The organism is Pseudomonas sp. ES3-33, from assembly GCF_000952175.1.
Classification (GTDB): Bacteria; Pseudomonadota; Gammaproteobacteria; order Pseudomonadales; family Pseudomonadaceae; genus Aquipseudomonas; species Aquipseudomonas gregormendelii.
The window spans coordinates 1-24,507 of sequence record NZ_JZRI01000125.1 but is presented as its reverse complement, the minus strand read 5'-3'; the positions used below and the strand labels follow the sequence as shown (position 1 = coordinate 24,507).

General features: G+C 62.0%; 21 protein-coding genes and 1 pseudogene. 11 read left to right on the top strand and 11 right to left on the bottom strand.

The window, feature by feature from the left end; genetic code table 11:
* Positions 1–190: pseudogene (locus UB23_RS28830) on the top strand (hypothetical protein); the annotation flags it as partial.
* 147 nt (positions 191–337) lie between these two features.
* On the opposite strand, the gene UB23_RS21385 reads toward UB23_RS28830, so the two are convergent.
* Positions 338–1,234, bottom strand: coding sequence for a LysR family transcriptional regulator (locus tag UB23_RS21385; protein WP_045061276.1), 897 nt, complete (start codon positions 1,232–1,234; stop codon positions 338–340).
* A 202-nt stretch (positions 1,235–1,436) separates the two neighbouring features.
* On the opposite strand from UB23_RS21385, the gene UB23_RS21380 reads away from it, so the two are divergent.
* Together UB23_RS21380 and UB23_RS21375 are read left to right on the top strand one after the other, a co-directional pair.
* A complete protein-coding gene (locus UB23_RS21380; RefSeq protein ID WP_045061275.1) occupies positions 1,437–2,456 on the top strand; it encodes an alpha/beta hydrolase in 1,020 nt (339 codons plus the stop codon).
* Between the two features lie 131 nt (positions 2,457–2,587).
* Positions 2,588–4,021: a mechanosensitive ion channel family protein gene (locus UB23_RS21375; RefSeq protein WP_045061274.1), complete on the top strand. Its 1,434-nt coding sequence runs from the start codon at positions 2,588–2,590 to the stop codon at positions 4,019–4,021.
* A gap of 63 nt (positions 4,022–4,084) precedes the next feature.
* Here UB23_RS21375 and ycaC read toward each other — a convergent pair whose 3' ends face one another.
* The 4 genes from ycaC to UB23_RS21355 all read right to left on the bottom strand — a co-directional run bounded on the left by ycaC (position 4,085) and on the right by UB23_RS21355 (position 8,413).
* Positions 4,085–4,711, bottom strand: a complete 627-nt coding sequence (gene ycaC, locus UB23_RS21370) for an isochorismate family cysteine hydrolase YcaC (RefSeq protein ID WP_045061273.1) — start codon at positions 4,709–4,711, stop codon at positions 4,085–4,087.
* Between the two features lie 69 nt (positions 4,712–4,780).
* Positions 4,781–6,619 (bottom strand): amidohydrolase, encoded by a 1,839-nt coding sequence (locus UB23_RS21365; protein ID WP_045061272.1) that lies wholly within the window; start codon positions 6,617–6,619, stop codon positions 4,781–4,783.
* Positions 6,616–7,227: an antibiotic biosynthesis monooxygenase gene (locus UB23_RS21360; protein WP_045061271.1), complete on the bottom strand. Its 612-nt coding sequence runs from the start codon at positions 7,225–7,227 to the stop codon at positions 6,616–6,618. The genes UB23_RS21365 and UB23_RS21360 overlap by 4 nt, the downstream gene beginning before the upstream one ends.
* A gap of 265 nt (positions 7,228–7,492) precedes the next feature.
* On the bottom strand, positions 7,493–8,413 hold the full coding sequence (locus UB23_RS21355) for a LysR substrate-binding domain-containing protein (RefSeq protein WP_045061270.1): 921 nt from the start codon (positions 8,411–8,413) through the stop codon (positions 7,493–7,495).
* Between the two features lie 145 nt (positions 8,414–8,558).
* Here UB23_RS21355 and UB23_RS21350 point away from each other — a divergent pair, with 145 nt between their 5' ends.
* Positions 8,559–8,999 carry a helix-turn-helix domain-containing protein gene (locus UB23_RS21350; protein ID WP_045061269.1) on the top strand — a complete coding sequence of 147 codons (441 nt, stop codon included), beginning with the start codon at positions 8,559–8,561 and terminating at the stop codon, positions 8,997–8,999.
* A gap of 185 nt (positions 9,000–9,184) precedes the next feature.
* The gene (locus UB23_RS21345) at positions 9,185–11,983 is read left to right on the top strand and encodes an ATP-binding protein (RefSeq protein WP_045061268.1); all 2,799 of its coding nucleotides are present in this window, start codon (positions 9,185–9,187) and stop codon (positions 11,981–11,983) included.
* Here UB23_RS21345 and UB23_RS21340 read toward each other — a convergent pair.
* Positions 11,957–13,432: an ATP-binding protein gene (locus UB23_RS21340; RefSeq protein ID WP_045061267.1), complete on the bottom strand. Its 1,476-nt coding sequence runs from the start codon at positions 13,430–13,432 to the stop codon at positions 11,957–11,959. The genes UB23_RS21345 and UB23_RS21340 overlap by 27 nt on opposite strands.
* A 147-nt stretch (positions 13,433–13,579) precedes the next feature.
* The gene (locus UB23_RS21335) at positions 13,580–14,530 is read right to left on the bottom strand and encodes a GlxA family transcriptional regulator (protein ID WP_045061266.1); all 951 of its coding nucleotides are present in this window, start codon (positions 14,528–14,530) and stop codon (positions 13,580–13,582) included.
* Positions 14,531–14,855: 325 nt separating this feature from the next.
* On the opposite strand from UB23_RS21335, the gene UB23_RS21330 reads away from it, so the two are divergent.
* The 3 genes from UB23_RS21330 (at position 14,856) to UB23_RS21320 (ending at position 17,796) form a co-directional block, all read left to right on the top strand.
* Positions 14,856–15,578 carry a pirin family protein gene (locus UB23_RS21330; protein WP_045061265.1) on the top strand — a complete coding sequence of 241 codons (723 nt, stop codon included), beginning with the start codon at positions 14,856–14,858 and terminating at the stop codon, positions 15,576–15,578.
* A 108-nt stretch (positions 15,579–15,686) separates the two neighbouring features.
* Entirely contained in the window at positions 15,687–16,685 is a 999-nt protein-coding gene (locus UB23_RS21325) for an NAD(P)H-quinone oxidoreductase (protein ID WP_045061264.1), read from the top strand.
* A gap of 154 nt (positions 16,686–16,839) precedes the next feature.
* Entirely contained in the window at positions 16,840–17,796 is a 957-nt protein-coding gene (locus tag UB23_RS21320; protein WP_045061263.1) for an alpha/beta hydrolase, read from the top strand.
* Between the two features lie 3 nt (positions 17,797–17,799).
* Here the strand turns inward: UB23_RS21320 and UB23_RS21315 are convergent, their stop codons facing one another.
* The 3 genes from UB23_RS21315 to UB23_RS21305 form a co-directional block, all read right to left on the bottom strand.
* Positions 17,800–19,614 (bottom strand): ABC transporter ATP-binding protein, encoded by a 1,815-nt coding sequence (locus UB23_RS21315; protein WP_045061262.1) that lies wholly within the window; start codon positions 19,612–19,614, stop codon positions 17,800–17,802.
* Between the two features lie 47 nt (positions 19,615–19,661).
* Positions 19,662–20,786, bottom strand: a complete 1,125-nt coding sequence (locus tag UB23_RS21310; protein WP_045061278.1) for a hypothetical protein — start codon at positions 20,784–20,786, stop codon at positions 19,662–19,664.
* Positions 20,787–20,863: 77 nt separating this feature from the next.
* Positions 20,864–21,904: an AraC family transcriptional regulator gene (locus tag UB23_RS21305; protein ID WP_045061261.1), complete on the bottom strand. Its 1,041-nt coding sequence runs from the start codon at positions 21,902–21,904 to the stop codon at positions 20,864–20,866.
* A 167-nt stretch (positions 21,905–22,071) separates the two neighbouring features.
* Here UB23_RS21305 and UB23_RS21300 point away from each other — a divergent pair, with 167 nt between their 5' ends.
* From UB23_RS21300 to UB23_RS21290, 3 genes are read left to right on the top strand one after another with little or no spacing between them, the layout of a single operon-like run.
* A complete protein-coding gene (locus tag UB23_RS21300; protein WP_045061260.1) occupies positions 22,072–22,923 on the top strand; it encodes a 3-hydroxybutyryl-CoA dehydrogenase in 852 nt (283 codons plus the stop codon).
* Positions 22,910–23,569, top strand: coding sequence for a TetR/AcrR family transcriptional regulator (locus UB23_RS21295; protein ID WP_045061259.1), 660 nt, complete (start codon positions 22,910–22,912; stop codon positions 23,567–23,569). Before UB23_RS21300 ends, UB23_RS21295 begins: the two co-directional genes overlap by 14 nt.
* 47 nt (positions 23,570–23,616) lie before the next feature.
* On the top strand, positions 23,617–24,030 hold the full coding sequence (locus tag UB23_RS21290) for a VOC family protein (protein ID WP_045061258.1): 414 nt from the start codon (positions 23,617–23,619) through the stop codon (positions 24,028–24,030).
* A 168-nt stretch (positions 24,031–24,198) separates the two neighbouring features.
* On the opposite strand, the gene UB23_RS21285 is transcribed toward UB23_RS21290, so the two are convergent.
* Positions 24,199–24,414 carry a TOBE domain-containing protein gene (locus tag UB23_RS21285; protein ID WP_045061257.1) on the bottom strand — a complete coding sequence of 72 codons (216 nt, stop codon included), beginning with the start codon at positions 24,412–24,414 and terminating at the stop codon, positions 24,199–24,201.
* Positions 24,415–24,507 lie beyond the last annotated feature (93 nt).

The following is a 24,507-nucleotide window of genomic DNA, read 5'->3' as shown; positions in this document are numbered from 1 at the left end:
AGATGTGTATAAGAGACAGGCGTCATCCTCGTCCGGACGCAGTGGCACCCATAACGAGCCAGGTGACGACCACGGCGTACACCGCGCCGGCGAAGTAGGTGACGACCACGGCGTGCACCGCGCCGGCGAAGTAGGCGACGATCACGGCGTGCACGTCGGCGGCGAGCCAGGCGACGACAAACGGTCCTGATACCCACCCTCCCCCTGTGGGAGCGAGCCTGCTCGCGATGGTCGTCAACGATGACGCGGGAAACCTGAATGACCACGTCCTCCCGAAACGATCCTGCAATCCGTTGATCTTGTTTGCCCTACAGGAAAACAAGATCAACGCACCACCCTAGACAACCCCCTCGGCGCTATCCAGTCGCTCACGCAAAAACTCGATCAACGCCTGCACCGGCCTCGACCCCTGGCGATGCTGCGGATACACCGCCGACAACGTCAAAGCATCTGGACAAAACTCATCCAGCACCGGCACCAGCCTGCCCTCCCGCAACGCCGCACCGACGATAAAGGTCGGCAGATAGGTGATCCCCATCCCGGCAATCGCCGCATCCCTGAGCAACTCCCCGTTATTGACCCGCATGCGCCCGGTGACATTCACCGACAACGGCTTGCCCGGCCCCTCGAAGCGCCATTGCACCTGGCGACCGTGGCCGTAAGGCAGGCAATCATGGGCGTGCAACTCCTCCGGCCTGAGCGGCGTGCCGCGCTCCTCAAGGTACGCCGGGCTGGCGCAATATACGCGCCGGATCGAGGCGATACGCCGGGCAATCAGCGTCGAGTCTTCCAGTATCCCGATGCGCAGCGCCAGGTCGTAGCCCTCACCGAGCAGGTCCACGGGCCGGTCACTCAGGTCCACCTCGACCGTGACCTCGCGGTAGCGCTGCAGGAACAGCGGCAGCAAACACCCCAGGTGCGCCAGTGCAAAGGACAAGGGCGCACTCACGCGGATAGTGCCGCGTGGCTCCGTGGTCTGGCCGGCAATGCCCTGCTCCACCTGCTCGACCTCACCCAAAAGGCGCAGGGCCGACTCGTAGTAACTCTGACCCAGGGGCGTGACATCCAGGCGCCGGGTTGAACGGTTGAGCAACCGTACGCCCAGGCGCTCTTCGAGCTGCATCAACCGACGGCTGACGAACTGCTTGGACAAGCCCAATTGATCGGCCGCAGCCGTGAAGCTGCCGGAGTCCATGACCTGGCAGAAAATGCGCATATCTTCGAAAGGGTTCATTGTCACTTCCTGGTTGACAGTCAAACACTTTATAGCCGCTTTTTCCCTTTTTGACATCCTATTAATCTGTGCTCACCCCGGACATGCAGGCGCTGCCGGAGGCTCCGATCTTTTGATTCTGGGTCGTGAAAACCAGGATCAAAAGATCGCAGCCTTCGGCAGCTCCTACGGACCGTACCTACCAACGAAAAGGAATTACTTCATGAGCATCGTCACCCAATCCCTGACCGCTTCCCTCCTCGCCCTCGCCCTCGGTAATGCCTTCGCTGCGGGCAGCCCAGGCGTTGAACACAACACCCAGGCCTTTCTCGAAGCCCTCGCGGCAGGTGGCGGCAAGCCGCTCGAACAGTTGAGCCCCAAGGATGCCCGGGCAGTTCTGAGCGGCGCACAGAATTCGGTGAAGGTCGATGTGTCGGGTATCGCCGTCAGCGACCGGGCGATCAAGGTCGACGGGCAGACCATCAACCTGAAAATCGTTCGTCCGGAAAAGCTTAAAGGTGAGTTGCCGGTGTTCATGTTCTTCCACGGTGGCGGTTGGGTTTTGGGGGATTATCCAACTCACCAGCGACTGATCCGCGATCTCGTGGTGGGCTCCGGTGCCGTTGCGGTCTATGTCGACTACACGCCGTCCCCGGAAGCGCACTACCCGACCGCGATCAACCAGGCCTACGCGGCCACCCGCTGGGTCGCCGAGCACGGCAAGGACATCGGTGTCGACGGCAAACGCCTCGCCGTGGCGGGCAACAGCGTCGGCGGCAACATGGCGGCGGTCGTGGCCTTGATGGCAAAAGAACAGAAAGCACCGGCCCTGCGCTTCCAGCTGCTGATGTGGCCAGTAACCAACGCCGATTTCGACAGCGGCTCGTACCAGCAATTTGCCGAGGGCCACTTCCTGACCAAGGGCATGATGAACTGGTTCTGGGACAGCTACACCACCAACCCCGCTGAGCGCGCGCAGATCCACGCCTCGCCATTGCAGGCCAGCGCCGAACAGCTCAAGGGTCTGCCGGCCGCGCTGGTACAGACCGCCGAGTTCGACGTGCTGCGCGATGAAGGTGAAGCCTACGCCCGTCACCTGGACGCGGCCGGGGTGCCGGTCACGGCGGTGCGGTACAACGGGATGATTCATGACTTCGGTTTGTTGAACCCGCTGGGCCAGATCCCGGAGGTGCAAGCGGCGGTGCGGCAGGCGGCGCTGGAATTGAAGACTCATCTGAATTGAGGATGTACCTTCTGCGATTTTCGTAGGCGCCCGGCTTGCCGGCGATAGCGATCTGGAATACGCCATCGCCAGCAAGCCGGCGGCTACGAAAAGCGGTTTCGCATTATCAGTCCAGCCTTTCGGAGTTCTCCATGTCCTTTGTCCTCGCCCACCTGTTGTCCTTGAGTGCCTTGCTACTGGTCATCGACACCCTGCTCTGGCACATCGCGCCATTCAAGCATCGCGTGGTGCGTGTCGGGGTGCGCCTGGGGCTGTTCATGGGGTTCAGCGCGCTGATCATCAATGCCGGTGTCAGCCCGTTGCAGGCTCCGTTGTTTGCTGACGATAGCGTGCTGCAGTTGGGCGCAACGGCCCTGGGTATTCTCTGGTGGCTATACGCGGCGCGGGTGTTGACCGAGGTCATCGGCCTGGTGCTGGTGCGGCGCATCGGCCACAGCGGACGGTTGCTGCAGGACGTGATCGGCGCCCTGGTGTTCCTGATCGCCATCGTCGCAGCGGCGGGCTATGTGCTGGAGCTGCCGGTGAAAGGCTTGCTGGCGACTTCCGGGGTGGTGGCAATCGTAGTCGGCCTGGCGTTGCAAAGCACCTTGAGCGATGTGTTCTCCGGGATCGTGCTCAACACCACCAAACCCTATCAGGTCGATGACTGGATCATGATCGACGGCGTGGAAGGCAAGGTGCTCGATATCGACTGGCGCGCCACCCACCTGTTGACCAGTGCTGGCAGCACGGCAGTAGTGCCGAACTCGGTGGCGGCGAAGGCGAAAATCGTCAACTTGAGCCGGCCGGGCAACATGCACGGCGTGTCGATCAGCATCCAGGTGCCCAATCATATCCGTCCGCGCCGCGTGCTGGATGCCCTGGATCGCACCCTGCAAGGCAGCAGCAGCCTGCTGCTCAATCCGGCGCCGAAAGCCGTGCTCAAGGAAGCTGGCGAATCCATGTCGGAGTACGTCGCCAGCGGCTTCATTGCCGAGTTGGGCAAGAAGAGTGAGGTGCGCAACCAACTGTTCGACCTGGCTCATCGACACCTTGAGGCGGCGGGGATTTCCCGTCAGCTCGACGGCGTGATCGAACCCACTACCCGGGCCCGGGCGTTGCTGGATGAAGTCAAAGTCTTCCGCTCCCTGAGTGACGCAGAACGCGACGAAATGGCACGTTCGATGGTTGCGCAGCAATACGCCGCAGGTCAGGTGGTACTGGAACTGGGCGATGTGCCGGACAGCCTGATGGTGATTGCCACCGGTGTCGTCAGTGCCAGCGTACCCGATGGCAGTGAGCACACCGAAGCCGGGCGCATGGGCCCGAGCGAGGTGATGGGCGAGCAGAGCATCCTCACGGACTCACCGTCCCAGGCCACGTTCACCACGTTGACTTCGTGCATCATTTACCGGATCGACAAGTCCCTGGCCCGCCAATGCATGGAGGCGCGTGTGGAAGTGGGTCAGGCGTTGAATAAATTGCAGGCGGTGCGCCAGCAGAACAGCCGATTGGCGCTGATGGCCAAGCCGGCGCCAATCCGCAAAGGCGGGTTTCTGGGGTGGTTGCAAAAACGTCAAGGCTGACGCAAGAAACAGTGGAAGCGGGGTTGCCCGCTCCCACAGGCAATCGGTGTTGGCTGAAAATGCTTACTTCGAGCTCAGCACCGAATAGCTGTTCATCAGGTTGCGGTAGTTGGGAATGCGCGGCGACAGCAGGTTGGCCAGGCCTTCCATGTCGTTGCGCCAGTCACCCTGCAGCTCACAAGCCACCGAGAACCAGTTGACCAGTTGCGCGCCAGCGGCAGCCATGCGGGCCCAGGCGGCTTGCTGGACGGTTTCGTTGAAAGTGCCGGAAGCGTCGGTCACCACGAACACTTCAAAACCTTCCGCCAGCGCCGAGAGCGTCGGGAAAGTCACGCAAACATCGGTCACGACGCCGGCGATGATCAGTTGCTTGCGCCCGGTGGCCTTGACCGCCTTGACGAAGTCTTCGTTATCCCACGCATTGATCTGGCCAGGACGAGGAATGTACGGCGCGTCCGGAAATTGCTCCTTGAGCTCTGGAACCATCGGGCCGTTCGGGCCATTCTCGAAGCTGGTGGTGAGGATGGTCGGCAGTTTGAAGAACTTGGCCACGTCGCCCAGGGCCAGCACGTTGTTCTTGAACTCGTTCGGCGAGAAATCCTGGACCAGCGAGATCAGACCGGTCTGGTGGTCGACCAGCAGCACCACGGCGTCATCTTTGTTCAGGCGCTTGTAGGGAACATTGCTCATGTGAAACTCCTCGTTGGATGGGCATTACGTGCCGCGTTGAAGGGGAATTCGGCGCAGCGTGGATAGTCGTCAGAACGCGAAACACGAGCAGCCGAAGGCGCCCCAGAAGCCGGCAAAATCACTCACCGGAGCGTTCGACAAACGCGCCCGGTCGTGGCTATGGGCATGCACGCCACAGGGTCCGCTGCAGTGATGCACCTGGGCCTGGATTGGCGAGGTCGGGCGCCAGTGGCCGGGGACCTTAACCACCGGAGACCAGTCGGGCAGCACCGGCACGCTCGCCGGGCCAAGTTTTTCAAAGTCACCGGCGGCATACACCACCTTGCCGCCGACCACGGTCAACACCGACTCGATCCACTTGATGGCTTCTTCATCAACGCTGAAAAAATCCGCACTCAGGGCGGCCAGGTCAGCCAGTTGGCCGACCTTGATCATGCCTTTCTTGCCCTGCTCGGAGGAGAACCAGGCGCTGCCATGGGTGAACAGTTCGAGCGCGGTCTGCCGGGAGAGGCCTTCGCTGTGCAACTCCAGGCCACCGACGGTGCGACCGCTGACCATCCAGTACAGGGAGGTCCAGGGGTTGTAGCTGGACACCCGCGTCGCGTCGGTGCCGGCGCCGACCGGTACGCCTTCAGCGAGCATGCGTTTGATCGGCGGCGTGGCTTCGGCGGCTTTGGCACCGTAACGCTCGACGAAATACTCGCCCTGAAAGGCCATGCGATCCTGAATCGCAATACCGCCGCCCAGCGCCCTCACCCGCTCGATGTTGTGCGGGGTAATCGTTTCGGCGTGATCGAAGAACCATGGCAAGCCGTTGAATGGAATGTCGCGGTTGACCTTCTCGAACACGTCGAGCATGCGGCTGATGGATTCGTTGTAGGTGGCGTGCAGACGAAACGGCCAGCGTTGCTCGACGAGGTGGCGTACCACCGGCTCGAGTTCATCTTCCATGGTCTGCGACAGGTCCGGACGCGGCTCGAGAAAGTCCTCGAAGTCGGCTGCCGAAAACACCAGCATCTCACCGGCACCGTTGTGTCGCAGGAAGTCGTCGCCCTGGTGCAGGGTCACGCTGCTGGTCCAGTTCTTGAAGTCGGTGAGTTCTTCCTTGGGCTTCTGGGTGAAGAGGTTGTAGGCGATGCGGATGGTCAGTTGCTGATCCTTCGCCAACTGCTCGATCACCTGATAGTCGTCCGGGTAATTCTGGAAACCGCCGCCGGCATCGATCGCGCTGGTCAGGCCGAGGCGGTTGAGTTCGCGCATGAACTGGCGAGTCGAGTTGACCTGATACTCCAGCGGCAGCTTCGGGCCCTTGGCAAGGGTCGAGTAAAGGATCATCGCATTGGGACGCGCCACCAGCATGCCGGTCGGCTCACCGTTGGCATCCCGGACAATCTCGCCACCTGGCGGATTCGGCGTATTGCGGGTGTAGCCGGCCACTCGCAGGGCGGCACGGTTGAGCAAGGCGCGGTCGTACAGGTGCAGCACGAACACTGGCGTGTCCGGCGCGGCCTGGTTGAGTTCTTCCAGGGTCGGCATGCGCTTCTCGGCGAACTGGAATTCGTTCCAGCCGCCCACCACCCGGACCCACTGCGGGGTCGGTGTACGGTCCGCCTGCTCCTTGAGCATGCGCAAGGCATCGGCCACCGAGGGCACGCCTTCCCAACGCAGCTCAAGGTTGTAGTTCAGGCCACCACGGATCAGGTGCAGGTGCGAGTCGTTGAGCCCCGGAATGACGCAGCGGCCCTTGAGATCGACGACCTGGGTGTGTGCACCGCGCAGGGCCATGGCCTGGGCATCGGTGCCGACAGCGATGAAACGGCCTTCGCTGATGGCCACGGCACTGGCGCGCGGGTTCTCCCGGTCGACGGTATGAAATTGGCCGTTGAACAGAATCAGATCGGCGTTCATGGGTTTTCCTTGGGCTCGGAGGTGGGAGACAGCCAAGGCGCGAACAGCCGCGTCGCCATCGGCATGAACAGGTACACCACCGAGACGACGATGGTGAGGGTGATCAGGAACGTGGCCACCACGTAGTTGGAGAGCAAGGGGTGGAGTTGCAGCAGTGGCCCCCAGATCAATGGCACCAGCAGGGTGTGCGGCAGAATGACCAGCAACGTCACCACGGCCTGCTTCCAGCGTGGCGGTGGTGGTGAGGCGGCGTCGGCCTGGGTGAACCAGAATTCGTTTACCGGGTTGACCTCGGTCTGGTCACCGTCTGCCAGCATGGGCGTGGCTTCGTTGACCAGCGCCCGCCGTTGCGGCGAATCGAGCCAGCGCTGCATGGCTTCGGTGGAGCAGAAGCGCAACACGCAGGTGTACAGGTCAAGACCGGCGTTCTTGCCGCGCATCACGTCCACGCCCAGATGCCCATCCTGCTGTCCGGCGATAGTGACGATGTTGCGCAACCAGGCTTCGTAGGGCACTTCAAAACCGGCCTTGACCCGGTGTTTGATCACCAGGGTCACGACTTCTTCGAAGCCGCGCACGGGAGTGTGACGTGTGGTGGGTTCAGACATGGCGCAAAGCTCCGCACAATCGACCATTGAACGCCAGATGTCCTGGCCGGCAATAAGAGAATAGTGCAGGGAGTTTTGCGCAGGGAATTGGATGTATGTGCTGTTCTCGCTTGCTGAGCTCGACCAGCGAAAATCCGCTGTGGGAGCGGGCTTGCTCACTAAGGAGCCGGTACCTTCAACATTTGTTCAACTGCCCCACCGCTATCGCGAGCAGGCTCGCTCCCACCCTGGTCCCGTGTCACGCGAAGATTCCAGGGGTATGGGGTTAAGCCTCTATTGGAAGCGGACGGGACATGAAGTCGCTGATCCGCGAGCGCAGCCAGCGTTCTGCCGGATCGTTATCGTGCACCCCGCTCCAGGCCATGGAGAGCTGCGCCGCCTCGATCGGGAATGGCGGGTCCTCGGCGCGCAGGGCGCAGCCTTCGACCAGTGCGCAGGCCGCGTAATCCGGAACGGTTGCAATCATTTCGGTACCGGCCAGCAAGGCGCGCAGGCCGCTGAATTGCGGCACGCCCAGAACCACCCGACGATTGCGGCCAATCTTGGCCAGGTCCAGGTCAATGTTGCCGCTCAGGTCCCCGGAAAACGAGACCATGGCATGAGGCCGCTCGCAGTACTCATCCAGGGTCAGCGCGCCCGGCCGTTTGTCTGCACGCAGCACTTTGCAGGGAATATCACGCAGGGTCTTGCGCTTGGCGTTGGCCGGCAGATCCGTGGTGTAGCTGACCCCGACGGAGATTTCACCTGAGGCCAGCAGCGCCGGCATCAACAGGTAATTCGCCCGGCGTACCACCACGATGATGCCTGGCGCCTCCTCGCGAAGGCGCGTCAGCAGTGACGGAAACAAGCCAAACTCGGCATCGTCCGACAGGCCGATGCGAAACACATCGCAGCTGCTCGCCGGATCGAACTCCTTGGCTCGGCTGACCGCGCCAGAGATGGTGTCCATCGCCGGTTGCAGCTCTTTGAGAATCGCCAGCGCGCGGGCGGTGGGCTCCATGCTCCGGCCGTTGCGCAGCAACAACGGATCATCGAACAGGTCGCGCAACCGCCCCAGTGCGGCACTCACCGCCGGCTGCCCCATGAACAGTTTTTCAGCGACGCGAGTCAGGTTCTTTTCGAACATCAAGGCCTCGAAAATCACCAGCAGGTTCATATCGACTCGGCGCAGATCGTTACGGTTCATGGGTCACGATTCCCTGAAGTGTGAACTCCCGATTGTGGCTGATTTTTTTCCAGGCTGCCTGGTGTTAACACGCAATTAACAACGATTAACTCGCCACGCAGAGCCTCCCGTCCAAGAATGCGGTGTACCAACACGGATATTGCTTATGGCTCAATCTCAGCAAACTATCGCCTGCGTGCCCGTCGTCGAACCGCGCAAGAAGAATACTGGCGGCCTGATCCCGTGGCGTGAAAGCCTGGCCAAGCGGTTGATCCTCGACCGTTTGAGCGAGACCGTCGAAGTCGCCGACCTGGCGCGTGCATGCGCCCTGTCGCGCAGCCATTTCTCCCGCGCGTTCAAGTGCAGCACCGGTTTATCACCCCAGGACTGGATTCGCCAGCAACGCCTCGCCCGCGCCAAGCAACTGATCCAGAGCACCGACATGACACTGACGCAAATCAGCCTGGAATGCGGCTTCTGCGACCAGGCGCATTTTTGCCATATCTTCACCCGCAGCGAGGGCATCAATCCGTTCGCGTGGCGATGCCGGATGGTGCGTTCCCTGACCAACCTCAAGCCTGGAGCAATGCCGGTCTGTCAGGGTTGAGCCGCTCGTTGCGAGTCTCGGTCACGCCATAGAGTGTCCGAATCGAATCGCGATGGCGTCGAGTTAAACGCCGTTAATTCTGCACCGCAAAGCGCACTCGCCCGGCGTACCGTTGCGTTGACGCGCAAACCTCTGGAATATGCTCGCAAACTGCGTACCAGACGCACGCAAGCAGGAGTGAGCGCGTGACCCTTTCCCCCGAACTGGCCATCCATTTCGGCCCCTACCGGATCTACCCCGGCCAGCGCCTGGTGCTGGAGGGCGACCAGCCTTTGCGGCTGGGCCGGCGCGCCCTGGATATCCTGTTGATCCTGCTGCAACACGCCGGCAACGTGGTCAGCAAGCAGGTGTTGATCGCCGGGGTGTGGCCCGACAGCGTGGTGGAAGACATCAACCTGCGGGTCCATATGGCTGCGTTGCGCAAAGCCCTGGGCGACGGCCAGACCGGGCAGCGCTACATCATCACGGTTGCGCAGCGTGGCTATAGCTTTGTCGCGCCCTATTCGATGCAGGCCTTCGAGCAACATCCGGCGCCTGCCGCAGTCGAACGCAGCCGCCACAACCTGCCCGTGCGGCGCACCCGCCTGATCGGTCGCCAAGCTCTGGTCGAGCGCCTGGTGACACAACTGTCGCGCCAGCGTTTTATCACCCTCGTCGGCCCCGGCGGCATCGGCAAGACCACCGTCGCCCTGCGCGTCGCCGAGCAATTGATCGGGCAATACCGCGATGGCATTCGCCTGCTGGACCTGGCGCCGATAAACGACCCTTCGATGATCACCACGCACCTGGCCACCCTGCTCGACCTGTCCGTGCACGACACCGAGCCAATGGGCAGCCTGGTGAACTTCCTGAGCGAGCGGCAGATGCTGTTGGTGATCGACAACTGCGAACACCTGGTCGACGCCGTTGCCCTGCTCTGCGAAAACATTCTGCGTGGTGCGCCCAACGTGCACATCCTGGCCACCAGCCGCGAGGGCCTGCGGGCCGAGGGCGAGTTCGTGCAGCGCCTGGAGTCGCTGGACTGCCCGCCGCCCTCCACGGTGCTGGACCGCGCCCAGGCGCTGAGCTTTTCCGCGCTGCAACTGTTCGTCGAACGGGCCATGGCCAGCCACGACAGTTTCGAGCTGCACGATGCGCAATTGCCGGTGCTGGTCGAAATTTGCCAACGACTCGACGGCATCCCGCTGGCTATTGAACTGGCAGCGGCGCAGGTTGGCCGCTTTGGCTTGAGCGGCCTGCTGACCCAGCTGCAGGGCAGTTTTCGCCTCCTGGCCCACGGCAGTGACCTGACCCTGGCCCGCCATCAGACCTTGCGCGCCACCCTGGACTGGAGCTTTGAACTGTTAAGCCCCTGCGAGCAGGTGTGCCTGCGCCGACTCGGCGTATTTCGCGGCGGCTTCACCCTGGCCTCAGCCGCAGCGGTGATCGTGGGCGAACACATCGAGCCCGATGAAGTGTTTGCTTCGATCACCCAACTGGTGGCCAAGTCATTGCTCAACGTGGAAGTCGGCGACGAAGAGGTGTTCTACCGCCTGCTCGATCTCACCCGCGGCTATGCCCTGGAAAAACTCGAACAGGCCGGTGATCTGCTGGACACCCGCGCCCGGCACGGCGCACGGTGCCTGGCCCTGATGCAACAGGCCCGGACCGACTGGGAGTTGATTCCGACCAACCGGTGGATCGAGCGCTATGCCCGCAGCCTGGCGGACATCCGCTGCGCCCTCGATTGGGGGTTGCATGCCGCCGGCCCGCAGGCGCTGGCGATCACCCTGGCGGCGGCTTCCACGCCACTGTGGCAGGAGCTGTCACTGCTCAAGGAACACGGCGCCTACGTGCGCAAGGCGCTGGCATTGCTCGACGTAGAACCGCAGCCCTGCCCGCAACTGAAGATGAGCCTCAACCTTGCACTCGGCAGTTCCGGCTATCACACCCAGGGCGGCACTGCCGAGACCATCGAAGCGTTCGTCAGCGCCAGGAACCTGGCCAGGGCGAGCAATGACGTGGCCGGGGAATTGCGCGCGGTATCGGGGTACATGGCGGGCAACCTCAGTTGCGGCAATTATCAGATGGCCCTGGAGCAAAGCCAGCAATTCGACCGTCTCGGCCGCCACGGTGACCCGCTGCTGGACTTGAGCGCGCACCGCCTGCGGGTGCTCGCCCTGCACTTCGTGGGCAATCAGCGCATGGCCCGGGTCAACGCCGAAGAGGTGATCCAGCGCATGGCCCAGAGCGGGCACCTCAACCGTTTCACTCATGGTTTTGGCGTGCAATACGACCAGAGCGTGGCGGCGCTGACGATTCTGGCGCGCATCCTCTGGGTCCAGGGTCAGCCCGAACAAGCCTGGCGTTCGGCCCGGCAGGCGCTGGACGTAGCGCTGCAGATCAATCACGGCACGTCCATCTGCTACACCCTGGCGCTCGCCGGCTGCCTGATCGCGCACTACAACGGCGATACCTGCAGCGCCCGTGAACTGTTGCAACTGCTGCTGCAGCAAGCGCAGAAACACTCGGTGCTGCTGTTCTACAACTGGGCGCGCGAGTATGCGCAGGTGATCGCCCCCGACGTAGCACCGACTGGAGCGCCGGCAGGTTCCGGGTTGATCCGCGAGATCATGCTCACGCTGGATGCCGGGCTGATCGATGAAGCACTGGTGCTGCGGGCGGAGACCGGGATGGCCGGTTGGTGTACGGCGGAAATCATGCGCGCCAGGGCTGGTACCTTGCTGGTTGGCAATGATTCAGACGAAGCGGCGCGCGAGGTCGAGGCGCTACTGATCAGGGCGCTGAATGTGGCGAGAAACCAGGGCGCCCTGGCCTGGGAACTGCGCAGCGCCACCGCCCTGGCGCAACTCTGGCAGCGTCTGGGACGACCGCTGCAGGCGCAGGAACTGCTCGCGCCCGTTTACGCGCGTTTCACCGAGGGCTTCGCCACACCGGACCTGCAAAAAGCGCGACGTCTACTCGACAACCTCCAGCACGCTTGACTCACGCCGGGCGCGGCGGATGTGATGGCCGTAGCGCACCTCGAACAAGCGCAGGCAACCGCTGTGCGCAAGCTTCTCCAGCGCATAGCTGCGAGTAGTGTGCAGCAAGCGATACCGCGCGCTGCCGTTGACCTGTTCCAGCGACAGCAGCGATTTGGCCACCAGCCCCTCCAGCAGCGTCAGCAATTGCGCGGGACGCAGCACCGCGCAGCTGATCACGCCGATGGCCGCCTCCAGGGTGAACGACATCTTGAACACGGCCAGGCGCTGCAGCACCGTCTGCTCGCGGTTGCTGAGCTTGTCGTAGCTCCAGTCCAGAGCCGCCTTGAGGGTCTGATGGCGCGGCACCGCAGTACGCCGGCCCTGGGTCAACAGCTGGAAGCAATTGTCGAGCTGGGCCTGCAATCCCACCAACGCCAAGGCATCGATTTGCGCCGCAGCGAGTTCAATGGCCAGGGGCAAACCATCCAGGCGGCGACAGATTTCACGCAAGGCCTTGAGGTCTTGTTCGCGCAGGGCAAAACCTTGCTGACGCGCCCGCGCCCGGCTGACAAACAACTGCACCGCCGAATAGCCCATCACCTGCTCGACGCTGTGCAGCGCGGACACCGGTGGAACGACCAGTGGTGCCACGCGCTGGACGGTTTCACCGGCGGCCTGCAGGGGTTCGCGACTGGTGACCAGGATCGATAACCGTGGTGCGCCCAGTAGCAGCGCCTCGACCAGGTGACGACAGCGTTCGAGCACGTGCTCGCAGTTATCCAGCACCAGCAGGGCATGCCGCGCCTTTAGCGCCTCGAGGGTCGAGCCAACTTCCAGACCAAGGCTTTGCAGCACATGATCGACCACTCGCGTCGGATCATCGAGGGTGGAAAAATCCACCCGCCACACGCCGTCCCGATAGTGCTGCAACAACAGCTCGGCCACCCGCAGCGCGACCGTGGTCTTGCCAATGCCGCCGGGGCCGACAAGCGTCAGCTGACGCCGGACCGGCAACTGCCGCACCAGGCTGCCGACCACCGAGTCCCGGCCGGTTACCGGGGTCAGCCGGGCGGGCAAGTTGTGCTGGGGTGGCAGGCAAGTTTCAAGGGCAACTAGCGTGCTCGCCGGCCCCTGCACCACTGGCGCGACAAAACAGTAGCCCTTCTGGGGAACATTGATGATGTAGCTCAGGCCGTTCTGCCCATCGCCCAGGGCCCGGCGCAAGGCGGCAATGTGCACCCGCAGGTTAATTTCCTCGACCACCGAAGTGGGCCACACCCGGGCGATCAACTGCTCTTTGCTCACCACTGTGCCCGCTTGCTCGACCAGTAGCTGCAGGAGGTCCAGGGCGCGACCGCCCATGCGCAGCGCCACCTCGCCGTCCAGGATCAGGCGTTGTTGCAGGTAGAAGGCATAGGGCCCGAAGTGCAGCACCGTATCGCTGTGCAAATCTCTGAGACTGTTCATGCCGTTTACATGCTGAAACCCGACCCTGCGGATTCCCGCATCTCCAGTGCAATTAGTTCTCATCTATCTTGGCAGGCATTGGTGACAGCACAACTGCGGCGATGGGAGTGTCACGGCCATCCGGGTGCGCGGGACGGACAATCAGCCTCAGCTGAACTGCTCGCGGTACTGAGTGGGGGTCAGGCCGAGCTTTTCACTGAACAGAAACCGCATGTGCCGCACGCTGCCGAAACCACTTTTGAAGGCGATGGTCTTGAGTGGCAAGTCACTGGTTTCCAACAGGTTTCTCGCGTGATCGATGCGCGCACGCTGAAGGAATTCCATGGGCGTCATGCCCACTTCCCGGGCGAACACCCTGGCGAAATGCCGCGGGCTCATGGCCGCCAGGCTGGCCATGCCATCAATGCTGAAAGGCTGGTCGAGGTGTTCCAGCACATGGTTCTGCACCCGGGTGATGGCCGTTTCCTGCGGCGCCACGGCGGCCATCAAAGGACTGAATTGTGCCTGCCCACCCTGGCGCTTCATGACCACCAGCAACACCTTGGCCACGTCCTGGGCGACTTTCTTGCCGTGGTCGGCGGCAACCACCGACAGCGCCAGGTCGATACCGGCCGTCACGCCACCGGAGGTGATGAGATTGCGGTCCTGCACGTAGATCTGATCGGTCTCGACCGTCGCCTTGGGGAAGCCCTTGATCAGACGCTCGGTGTAGTGCCAGTGGGTGGTCACCCGATAGCCGTCGAGCAGGCCCGCATGGCCAAGCACGAAGGCACCTGTACAGATCGAGCCGTACTGGCCGGCCCGGGCTGTCGCGGCCGGCAGCCAGGCGAGTAACGAGGGGTGCCTTTCGTTGTAGGCGCCGGGGCCGCCGGGGACCAGCAGCAGGTCATAGTTGTCAAAGGCCTGGTCGATGTGCAGATCGGCGCTGAGGCTGACGCCGTTGGACGCACGCAGCGGGCCGGGTTCGGTACCGATGGTAGTGAGTACGTAGGCGTGCTCGGCTGCCAGATAACGATTGGCGATGGAAAACACCTCCATGGGGCCGGCCATGTCGAGCAGGAGGAAATCGGGGAACAGCACCATTGCCACGGTTTTCATGGGATCAATATCACTGGAGTCATGGAAAGACACACCTTCCCCTGTAGGAGCGAAGCTTGCTCGCGATAGCGGAGTGTGATTGTCGAATGCACTGGCCGGACACCGCTATCGCGAGCAAGCTTTGCTCCCACAGAGTTGGGTCTAGGATGGTAGGCATTATGACCAGGTTCAGCCTGGATGTCGGGCGGGAAAAGGTGATCATCTGCACATTACTGTCAACCTGGAAGCGACAGTATTTCAATTTTCACCTACTTATTGCATCGAGCAGTAACCATTAACCTTCTCCTCACTCGGACGAATCACCGTCCCTCCAGGAGAATTCATCATGCTGACCCTTCGCAAAGCCACTGATCGCGGCATGGCCAATCACGGTTGGTTGAAGTCGTTCCATACCTTTTCGTTTGCCAGCTACCGCAACCCGAAAGAGCAGGGATTTTCCGACCTGCTGGTGATCAACGATGACCGCGTGGCGGCCGGGAAAGGTTTCGGCCAGCACCCGCACCGCGACATGGAGATTTTCTCCTATGTGCTCGAAGGCGCACTGGAGCACAAGGACACTCTGGGCACCGGCTCGGTGATTCGTCCCGGGGACGTGCAATTGATGAGCGCGGGCAGTGGTGTTGCACACAGTGAGTACAACCACTCAAGTACCCGCCCGGTGCACTTTCTGCAAATCTGGATCGTGCCCGATGTCGCCGGGGCCAAACCACGCTACCAACAGGAGCACTTCAGTACCCAGAAAAAACGCGGGCGCCTGCAGCTGATCATTTCGCCGGACGGTAGCAACGGCTCGCTGAAGGTGCACCAGGATGCGCGGGTGTACGCGGCACTGATCGACGGCGAGGAAAGCGCCACCCTGGAGCTTGCAGCCAACCGCTATGCCTATGTGCATGTGGCGAGCGGCAGTGTCGAGCTTAATGGCCTGCGGTTGCAGGAAGGCGATGGGGTGCGGGTGCGTAATGAGCAGGTGTTGATGTTGAGCAATGGTGTAGATGCTGAGGTGCTGGTGTTTGATTTGCGGGCGCAGGAGTTGCCGGAGATGCCGTGACGGCAATAGGGTTAAAAGATCGCAGCCTCGTTTCTCTCGACAGCTCCTACAGTAAAACCGTGAAAAAAATGGTCTTATCCATTACATCCTTAAAAACAGGCCACTGCCATGCCCCTGCCACAGACCATGACCCTCATTGAAATCACCCAGCCTGGCGGCCCCGAAGTGTTGCAGCCGCGTCAGGAAGCGCTGCCTGTGGCGGCCGTCGGCGAAGTGCTGATCCGTGTTCACGCCGCCGGGGTCAACCGTCCCGATGTCATTCAACGCACGGGCAAGTACCCGATGAAGCCTGGCATGAGTCCGATTCCCGGCCTGGAAGTGGCGGGAGAAGTGGTCGCGATCGGCGCAGGGGTCAACGAGTTCATCGTCGGTGACAGGGTCTGCGCCCTGACCAATGGCGGCGGCTATGCCCAATATTGTGTGGCGCCGGCCAGCCAGACCCTGCCTATTCCCGACGGCATGGACTGGATTCACGCGGCCGCCGTTCCGGAAACGTTTTTCACGGTGTGGGCCAACCTGTTCGACATCGGCGGCGCCAGCAAGGGCCAGCGTGCGCTAATTCATGGCGGCACCAGCGGGATCGGTACCACCGCCCTCATGCTGTGTCGCGAGTTCGGGGTCAAGGCGTTCGCCACGGCGGGTAGCGAGGACAAATGCGCGGCGATACGCCAGCTGGGCGCCGAGGCGATCAACTATCGTGACCAGGACTTCGTCCAGGTCATTCAGGACAAGACTGCCGGCAAAGGCGTGAATGTGATTCTCGATATCATGGGCGGCTCGTACCTGAACCAGAACATCGCGGCACTGGGCATGGACGGTCGCCTGGTGATGCTGGGTTTCCTGGGAGGCGCCAAAGCCAACGAAGTCGACCTGATGGCGATCCTCGGCAAGCGCGCAACCATCACCGGCTCGCTGATGCGTTCGCGCACCGGCGAGGAAAAGGCCTCGATTGCCGAACAGTTGCGCGAGTACGTCTGGCCGGTATTGTCCGCCGGGCGGTGCGTGCCGATGATCGACAAGGTCTTCGCACTGGCCGACGCATCCCAGGCGCATGCACGGATGGAGGCTGGTGATCACATTGGCAAGATCGTGTTGCAGGTGGCTTGATATTCCAATAGCGCATCAATCCACGTTCCCCTGCAGCAGCAAGTTCGCTCCTGCAGGGATGTGTGGGCAGTTGACGGCTGTCGATATTTTTCCCGCCTGCGCCACGCATCTGTTAAAACCCGAACTTCAGTTTTTTTGATGGTAAACGACCGTTATGCGCTCTTCCCTCCTCCCCCTGCTGCGCCGCCGTTGGCTCTCGCTGATGTGCATGGCTGTGCTGATTGTCGGCTTGCCGGTGGGTTGCGGGGTGCTCCAGCACAAGGAGCGCGAGTTGCTGTTTCGCATCGAACCGGGGACCGCCGGTTGGTACCGGGGCCTGCCCAAGGACGTTCAGGAGTTTGACATCAAGCCCTCCGGTTTCAAGGCCGGGCAATCCCTGCATGCCTGGTGGTGGCCGGCGGCGCGCCGCGATGCGCCGTCAATCCTTTACCTGCACGGTGTGCGCTGGAACCTGACCGGCCAGGCGTTTCGCATCGAGCAATTGCGCGCCATGGGCTATTCGGTGCTGGCCATCGACTACCGCGGCTTTGGCCAGAGCAAGGGCGACCTGCCTTCTGAAGCCAGTGTCTACGAAGATGCACGTGCGGCCTGGGAGCGGTTTGCGGCGATGCAGCCCGACGCCAGCAAACGCCTGATCTACGGGCATTCCCTGGGTGGTGCGGTGGCCGTTGACCTGGCTGCCGACCTGGCTGCCCAGGCAAAAAAGAACCGCGCCCCGGTGCCCGTGCGTGGCCTGGTGATCGAGTCCACCTTCACGTCACTGGGGGATGCGGTCGCCCAGGTGGCCGATAACAATTTGCCGGTGAAGTGGTTGCCGGTGCGCTGGCTGCTGTCGCAGAAATTCGATTCAATCGACAAGATCGTCGACATCGACATGCCGTTGCTGGTGGTTCACGGCCTGGCCGACCCTTTCATGCCGTCGCGCTTCAGCCAGCAGCTGTTCAACGCCGCCAATGAACCCAAGCGCCTGCTGCTGATCCCCGGTGGCACGCATAACAACAGCATGAGCCTGGGCGGTGCGCAGTACCGCCAGGCGCTGGAAAGCCTGATGAAAACCACTCCAGCGCAGGTGGCCGGCCCTGCCGTCGGCCGGGCTGCACACGATTCCTGAGGCTCAGCGGTAACCCTGGGCCTGCAGCTGGAAGAGCTGTGCATAGCGTCCTTCGGCCGCCACCAGGCTGGTGTGATCGCCGCGTTCGAGTATCCGCCCCTGTTCGAGCACGATGATGTGGTCGGCATTGCGCACGCTTGAAAACCGGTGGGAAATCAGCAGGGTCATGCGCCCTTCGGTGTGTTCGCTGAAGTGCTGGAACACCGCGGCTTCCGCCGCAGGGTCGAGTGCCGAGGTCGGCTCGTCGAGGATCAGGATATCGGCGTCGCGGCGCATGTAGGCGCGGGACAAGGCGATTTTCTGCCACTGCCCGCCGGACAGTTCCTGCCCCCCGGCAAACCAGCGCCCCAGTTGCGTCGCATAACCGCGGTCCAGCTGTTCGATGAACGGCGCGGCCATGCCTTCAGTGGCGGCTGCCTGCCAACGCGGTTCATCGTTGAAGGCCCGGGTATCGCCCACCCCGATGTTTTCCCCCACGGTGAACTGGTAGCGGATGTAGTCCTGGAAAATGACCCCGATGCGCCGTCGCAGTGCCTGTTCTTCCCACGCTTGCAGATCGCTGCCGTCAAGCAGGATGCGCCCCTGGTCCGGGCGATACAGACGGGTCAGCAGCTTGATCAGCGTGGTCTTGCCTGAACCGTTTTCCCCTACCAGCGCGACGCTGTGGCCCGGCACCAGGTGCAGGTCGATGCCTTCCAGGGCCGCGCGACTCGCCCCGGGATAGCGAAAACCGACATTCTCGAAGCGCAAGCCATCGCCAGGCGCCTCGCCCTCGGTCAAATGACCACTGTCGGCCACCACCGGTTCGCCCAGGTATTCGTAAAGGCTCGACAGGTACAGGCCGTCCTCGTAAAGGCCACTGATGGCGCTGAGGCTGCTGCTCACCGCCGACTGCCCCTGCTTGAACAACACCAGGTACATGGTCATCTGGCCCAGGGTGATGCTGCCGTGAACGGTGTCGACCACCACCCAGGCGTAGGCCAGGTAAAACGCCGCGGTACCCAACAATCCAAGGACAAAACCCCAGCCATCCCGGCGCAGAGTCAAGCGCCGATCCTCGGCGTAAAGACGGGCGAACGTGTCGCGATAGCGCTGCAACAACAGGGGCGCGAAGCCGAACAGCTTGACCTCCTTGATGTAAGCCTCGTGGGACAGCAGGGTCTCAATGTAATTCTGCTGGCGACTTTCCGGCGCGCGACGGGTGAATAACCGGAAAGCATCCCCGGAAAAATGCGCCTCGGCAAAAAACACCGGCAACGCCCCCACCACCAGCAGCGCCAGGGCCCACGGCGAGAAATGCACCAGCAGCACGCCGAAGCTGATCAGCATGATCAGATTCTGGATCAGCCCCAGCGACTTCATCACCAGCGCCAGCGGCCGGGTGGACGCCTCGCGTCGCACGCGCACCAGCTTGTCGTAGAACTCGGAGTTTTCGAATTGCACCAGGGACAGGGTCTGGGCTTTCTCCAGGATCATCGTGTTGACCTTCTGCCCCAACTGCACCCGCAACAGCGACTGCTGGACCGACAGCGCCCGCTGGGTCGCGGACAACAGGGCGAGCACACCCGCCTCGAACAACACGTAACGCACCACTGGCCACAAGGGTGCACTGCCCTGCTGGGCATGCAACTGCATGGCGAAGACCACCGCATCGACAATGCGCTGGCCCAGCCAGGCGGCAAGCGCCGGCAGTATGCCGGCGATCAGGGTGGCGATCACCAGGCCGATAAACAGTGCGCGGGAGGTGCCCCAGACCAGAAGCAAGGCGCGTCGGGCCTGGTCGAGCAAGGAGGTGACGCGATTCAGGGCAACTGGCATGCGGTGCTGGACCCGGCGTAGTGATGGCGTGAGTGCGCCATGTTACTTCAGCCAGGGGTCGGGGCGGTCACTGCAACAGCCGCAGTTTTTACATTTTCACGCGGACAGACGTCCACGCCCACCAGACCCGCCCGCGGGACAAACTGCACCGCCTTGGTATCGGACTTCCACAACCGCACGAAGTACGTGCCGTCCGCTTCGGCAATGACCCGCAGCGGGCGACTGAAACCGGGCCTGTCGGGATCAGTGATCGACTCGAAGCCTTTGCTCTCGGCGCCGAAATTCAGCACCGTGCAATTGCGTGCGCCGGAGGCGGACACCTGGAAGGCGAAGCCGCCGAGCCTGGCGCCCGAGGCAGGGTAAAACCCCAGCACCATGACCAGCACCACCACCGCGCACGCCACCATGGCAAGCGGATTGTCGTGGCTGCGCATCTTCACCACGAACAGGGCGCCCAGCAGCTGGATGATCCACAGCACCAGCAACTCCACCAGCATCAGCGGCACCATCCACCACAGATTGCTTACATAGCGGCCGGCGATGTCGATCGCCACGATGGTGACATTAAGAATCACGCCCATCTGCACGAAGGCCGACATCAGGCAGGCGAATCGGAAGTCCATCGACATGGGGCCGTCGACACCCAATGTCATCAACCAGTAGTAGGCGGCGATGGTCAGCACCGTGCCCACGACCGCCAGCAGGGTCCAGTACCAGGTGGCAGACACCTGGGAACCGATCACGCTCAGCAACGCGCAGAACGTCCCGAGTACCACCAGGCTGGCCGCCCAACGTCCCAGCATGCGCTTGTGGCGCTTGCGCTGTTGCGCGGTGGCCGGGCCGAGGGTGAGCTCGTCACTCAGGCGCCGCTGCGAATCATTGAATCGGTGAAACAGCACGAAGATCGGCAGCAAAACAAACGCCACCAGAATCGAAATGATGAAGATCAGAATCGCCGACATCACCGGCAACGCCGTGATGACCGCCGACGAGGTGATGCTCAGCGGGATCTTTTCTTCCTGGATGTATTGGTACAGGTAGACCCCGGCCATCAGCAGAATGCCCACGGTCAGCGGCCAGGCGCGCTCGTTGAGCCACAGCAGGCACTGGCTCAACTGTTTGAAACGATCGGGGGTTGCAGTACGCGGGGGAATGTTTTCGATATCGGTCACGTCGACAGGCTCCAGTTCCATGGGGGCAGGTACAACGACTGTACAGGCCGAAACGCAGGAAAACATCGGAGCCGAGCTTAATCAGAAGCGTCCGTCAGATCTTTCGCCAATGCCCCCTGGAAACGCGCCCGGTACTTGCCCGGGCTCTCCCCGGTCCACTTCTTGAACGCCCGATGAAACGCGCTCGGCTCCTGGAAACCCAGGCGTTCGGCGATGTCGCCGATGCTTGCACGGCTTTCGCGCAACTGCTCGAACGCCACGCCCCGCCGTACTTCGTCCTTGATTTCCTGGTACGAACAGCCTTCGCGCTCCAGCTTGCGGCGAAAGGTGCTGGGGCTCAGGTGCTGTTCAAGGGCAAAAGCCTGCAAGGTCGGCCAGTCGCTGTATGGGCTGTTGCGCAGGCGCTGGTGCACTTGCGAGGCCAGGCCATGCTGATTGCGGAAGCGGATCACCAGCCACTGCGGCGCCGTGCGCAGGAATACCTTCAGTGAGGCCAGGTCCTGGACCACAGGCAGGCGCAAGTAATGGCTGGCGAACTCGATCTCGGTGCGCTCGGCCCCCAGTGTCAGGTTGGGACCCCAGAGCAGTCGGTCATCGCTGAGGGCTACCCGGGCATGGCGAAAGTCGGCACGGTCGATCGGAATGCGCCGGCCACCGAGCCAGCACAACAGGCTGATCATCAGCACCAGGAAGGTCTCCTCGCCAAATCGACTGACTTCAGGGTTCTTCGCCTGGGACTCCAGGCTAATGACCGCACGCTTGCCACGTACGATCAGCGTGCCGCGAAAGTCGCGCAGGAACAGGCCGAAGTTGGCCAGGCACTGGCGCATCGCCTTGTGCAGGTCGGGTTCCTGGATCAATGCCCGACAGATCAGGGCGAACGCACCCGGCGGCATGCCATGGGAGTCGAGCAGGAAAAACTCATCATCGAGCTCGCGGATCAGGATCAGCCATAGCGCGGCAAACGCGCTGGCAGGCACTCGCGCTGTGGGCTGCTGCACCAGCACCGGGTCGATGCCGGCCTGTAGCAGCAGCGCTTCGCGACGCAACGGATCGGCGCCCAGCTCCTGGACCATGGCTTGCACAAAGTAGGCGGCGACCGAATCCTTTTCCCGCATGTGAACGCTTCACTCCCCAGTATTCGAATGGCAAAAAACACCAGTTGCGTTGAACAGTTGCGGCATAGGACAACTGCCCTGCCCGCTCTAGACTCGGCGCCAATAGTACGCTTTTGGCCGCCTCGACGGCCAAGGTATCGCACGGTTTTGAGCGCAAGGACTGGAACATGGATCTGCAAAATATTGGCGTAATCGGCGCGGGCACCATGGGCAATGGCATCGCCCAGGTGTGTGCCCAGGCCGGTTTCGATGTGATCTTGCTCGACATCAGCGAGAGCGCGCTGCAAAAAGCGCTGGCGACGGTGGGCAAGAACCTCGATCGACAAGTGGCCAAGGAAACGCTGAGCGAAGCACAAAAGCTCGCGACCCTTGCCCGGATCCGCACCAGCACTGACTACAGCAGCCTGCAGGCCGTGCAGCTGGTGATCGAGGCGGCGACCGAAAATCTCGAACTGAAACTGCGGGTGCTGCAACAGATCGCCGCACAAGTGGGCAGCGAATGCGTGATCGCTTCCAACACGTCGTCGCTGTCCATCACTCAACTGGCCGCCAGTGTCAGTAAGCCTGAACGTTTCATCGGCCTGCACTTCTTCAACCCGGTGCCAGTGATGGGCTTGATCGAGGTGATCCGCGGCCTGCAAACCAGCGACGCGACCCACGCTCTCGCGCTCGAGATGGCGACTACCCTGGGCAAGACCGCGATCACTGCCGGCAACCGCCCGGGTTTTGTGGTGAACCGGATCCTGGTGCCCATGATCAACGAAGCGATCCTGGTGTTCCAGGAGGGCCTGGCCAGCGTCGAGGACATCGACGCCGGCATGCGCCTGGGCTGCAACCAACCGATCGGCCCTCTGGCATTGGCAGACCTGATCGGCCTGGACACGGTGCTGGCAATTCTCGAAGCCTTCTACGATGGATTTAACGACAGCAAATACCGCCCTGCTCCACTGCTAAAGGAAATGGTCGCCGCCGGCTACCTGGGACGTAAAACGGGGCGTGGCTTCCATGCCTATGCCTGAGCGCTGTTCACGTTTTGCCGAATACCGGGACAAGGTGCTGGAGCTGTTTGCCAGCAAGGGTTTCGGCCAGGTCGGCATGCGTGAACTCGCCACCTGCCTGGGGCTCGCCCCGGGCTCGCTGTACCACCACTATCCGAGCAAGCAGCACTTGCTCCTCGATCTGATTGAGGAGTTCTACGAAGAGCTGCTGGCCACCCTGGGCCGCGTCGAACAGAAGGCTCCGGCCAAGCGCGAGCGCCTCAACAGCCTGATCCGCGCCCACCTGAATCTGCATGAGGACATGCCTTGGCATTTTCGCCTGGTAGAGCGCGACAGCGGTTGCCTTAACGATGAGCAGCAAGTGCGAGTGCAGCAGCTGCGCGAGCAGTACGAGCGCAAACTGCTGAAAATGCTTGGGGTGCGCTCGCGCTTCAGCGAACAGGGCATGCTCGCCGCCGGGCATGCCATCGCCTCGCTGCTCAACAGCGCCCCCACCTGGTTGACTCACCACCCGCTGGACGAAACCGAGCGCGACGAGCTACTGGAGAACATGGTCAGCGGCGCCATCGAAAGGCTGCTGGCACCGCGTCGCTCGAGTGAGGCGATAAGCCTGGCTCTATCCATAGATAAAACATCTAAAAAAACCTCGGCAATCGCCGCGATTTAGCGCTTTGCTACCCGGGTCAATCATCTTCAATGACCGGGAGCTGAATCATGAAAATCAATCCCTATCTCATTTTCAACGGCGACTGCAAAGCCGCCTTCACGTTCTACGCCCAGGCGTTAAAAGGCAGCATCGACGTCATGATGACCTTCGGTGAAAGCCCCGCCCGCGAACACGTCCCCGCCGACCTGCACAACCTGATCATTCACACCCGCCTGTCGATAGGTGACCAGGCCATCATGGGCTCGGACACCACCCCGGATCGACCCACGGATGACATGGCGGGCTGTTCGATATCGCTGAACGTCGACAGCATTGCCGAGGCCGAGCGGGTGTTCAGTGCATTGGCCGAAGATGGCAGCGTGCAAATGCCGCTGGAACCGACGTTCTGGGCGGCACGGTTTGGCATGTTGCAGGATCGGTTTGGAGTGGCGTGGATGGTGAACTGCGAGAAGGATCAGTGATTGGTCGATTGGCTGATTGCCAGCACCTTGTGGTAGCAAAGCTTGCTCGCGATGACAGACCCCTATTCAACAGTGATGTCGGCAGGCACACCGCCATCGCGAGCAAGCTCTGCTCCCAAAATTTCACCTCCAACAGAGGGGTAGATATTCGGGCCGTGGGAACCCGCATCAAAGCTTGGCGATCGAAACCTCAGTCGATTTAACAAACGCAATCACCTCACTGCCCACCCGCAACTCCAGGTCCCGCACCGAGCGGGTGGTAATGACCGAAGTGACAATCCCGGAAGCTGTCTGCACATCAATCTCGGAGACCACTTCGCCCTGGACGATTTCCTTGATGACACCCTTGAACTGGTTCCGCACGTTGATCGCTTTGATGGTCATGTTAAGGCTTCCTGTCTGAGTCTTGTTGGCTGGCACACATGTGCAGGCCCCCAAAGTGCACCGAGCGGAACAACATTAAAAGGAATATATAAT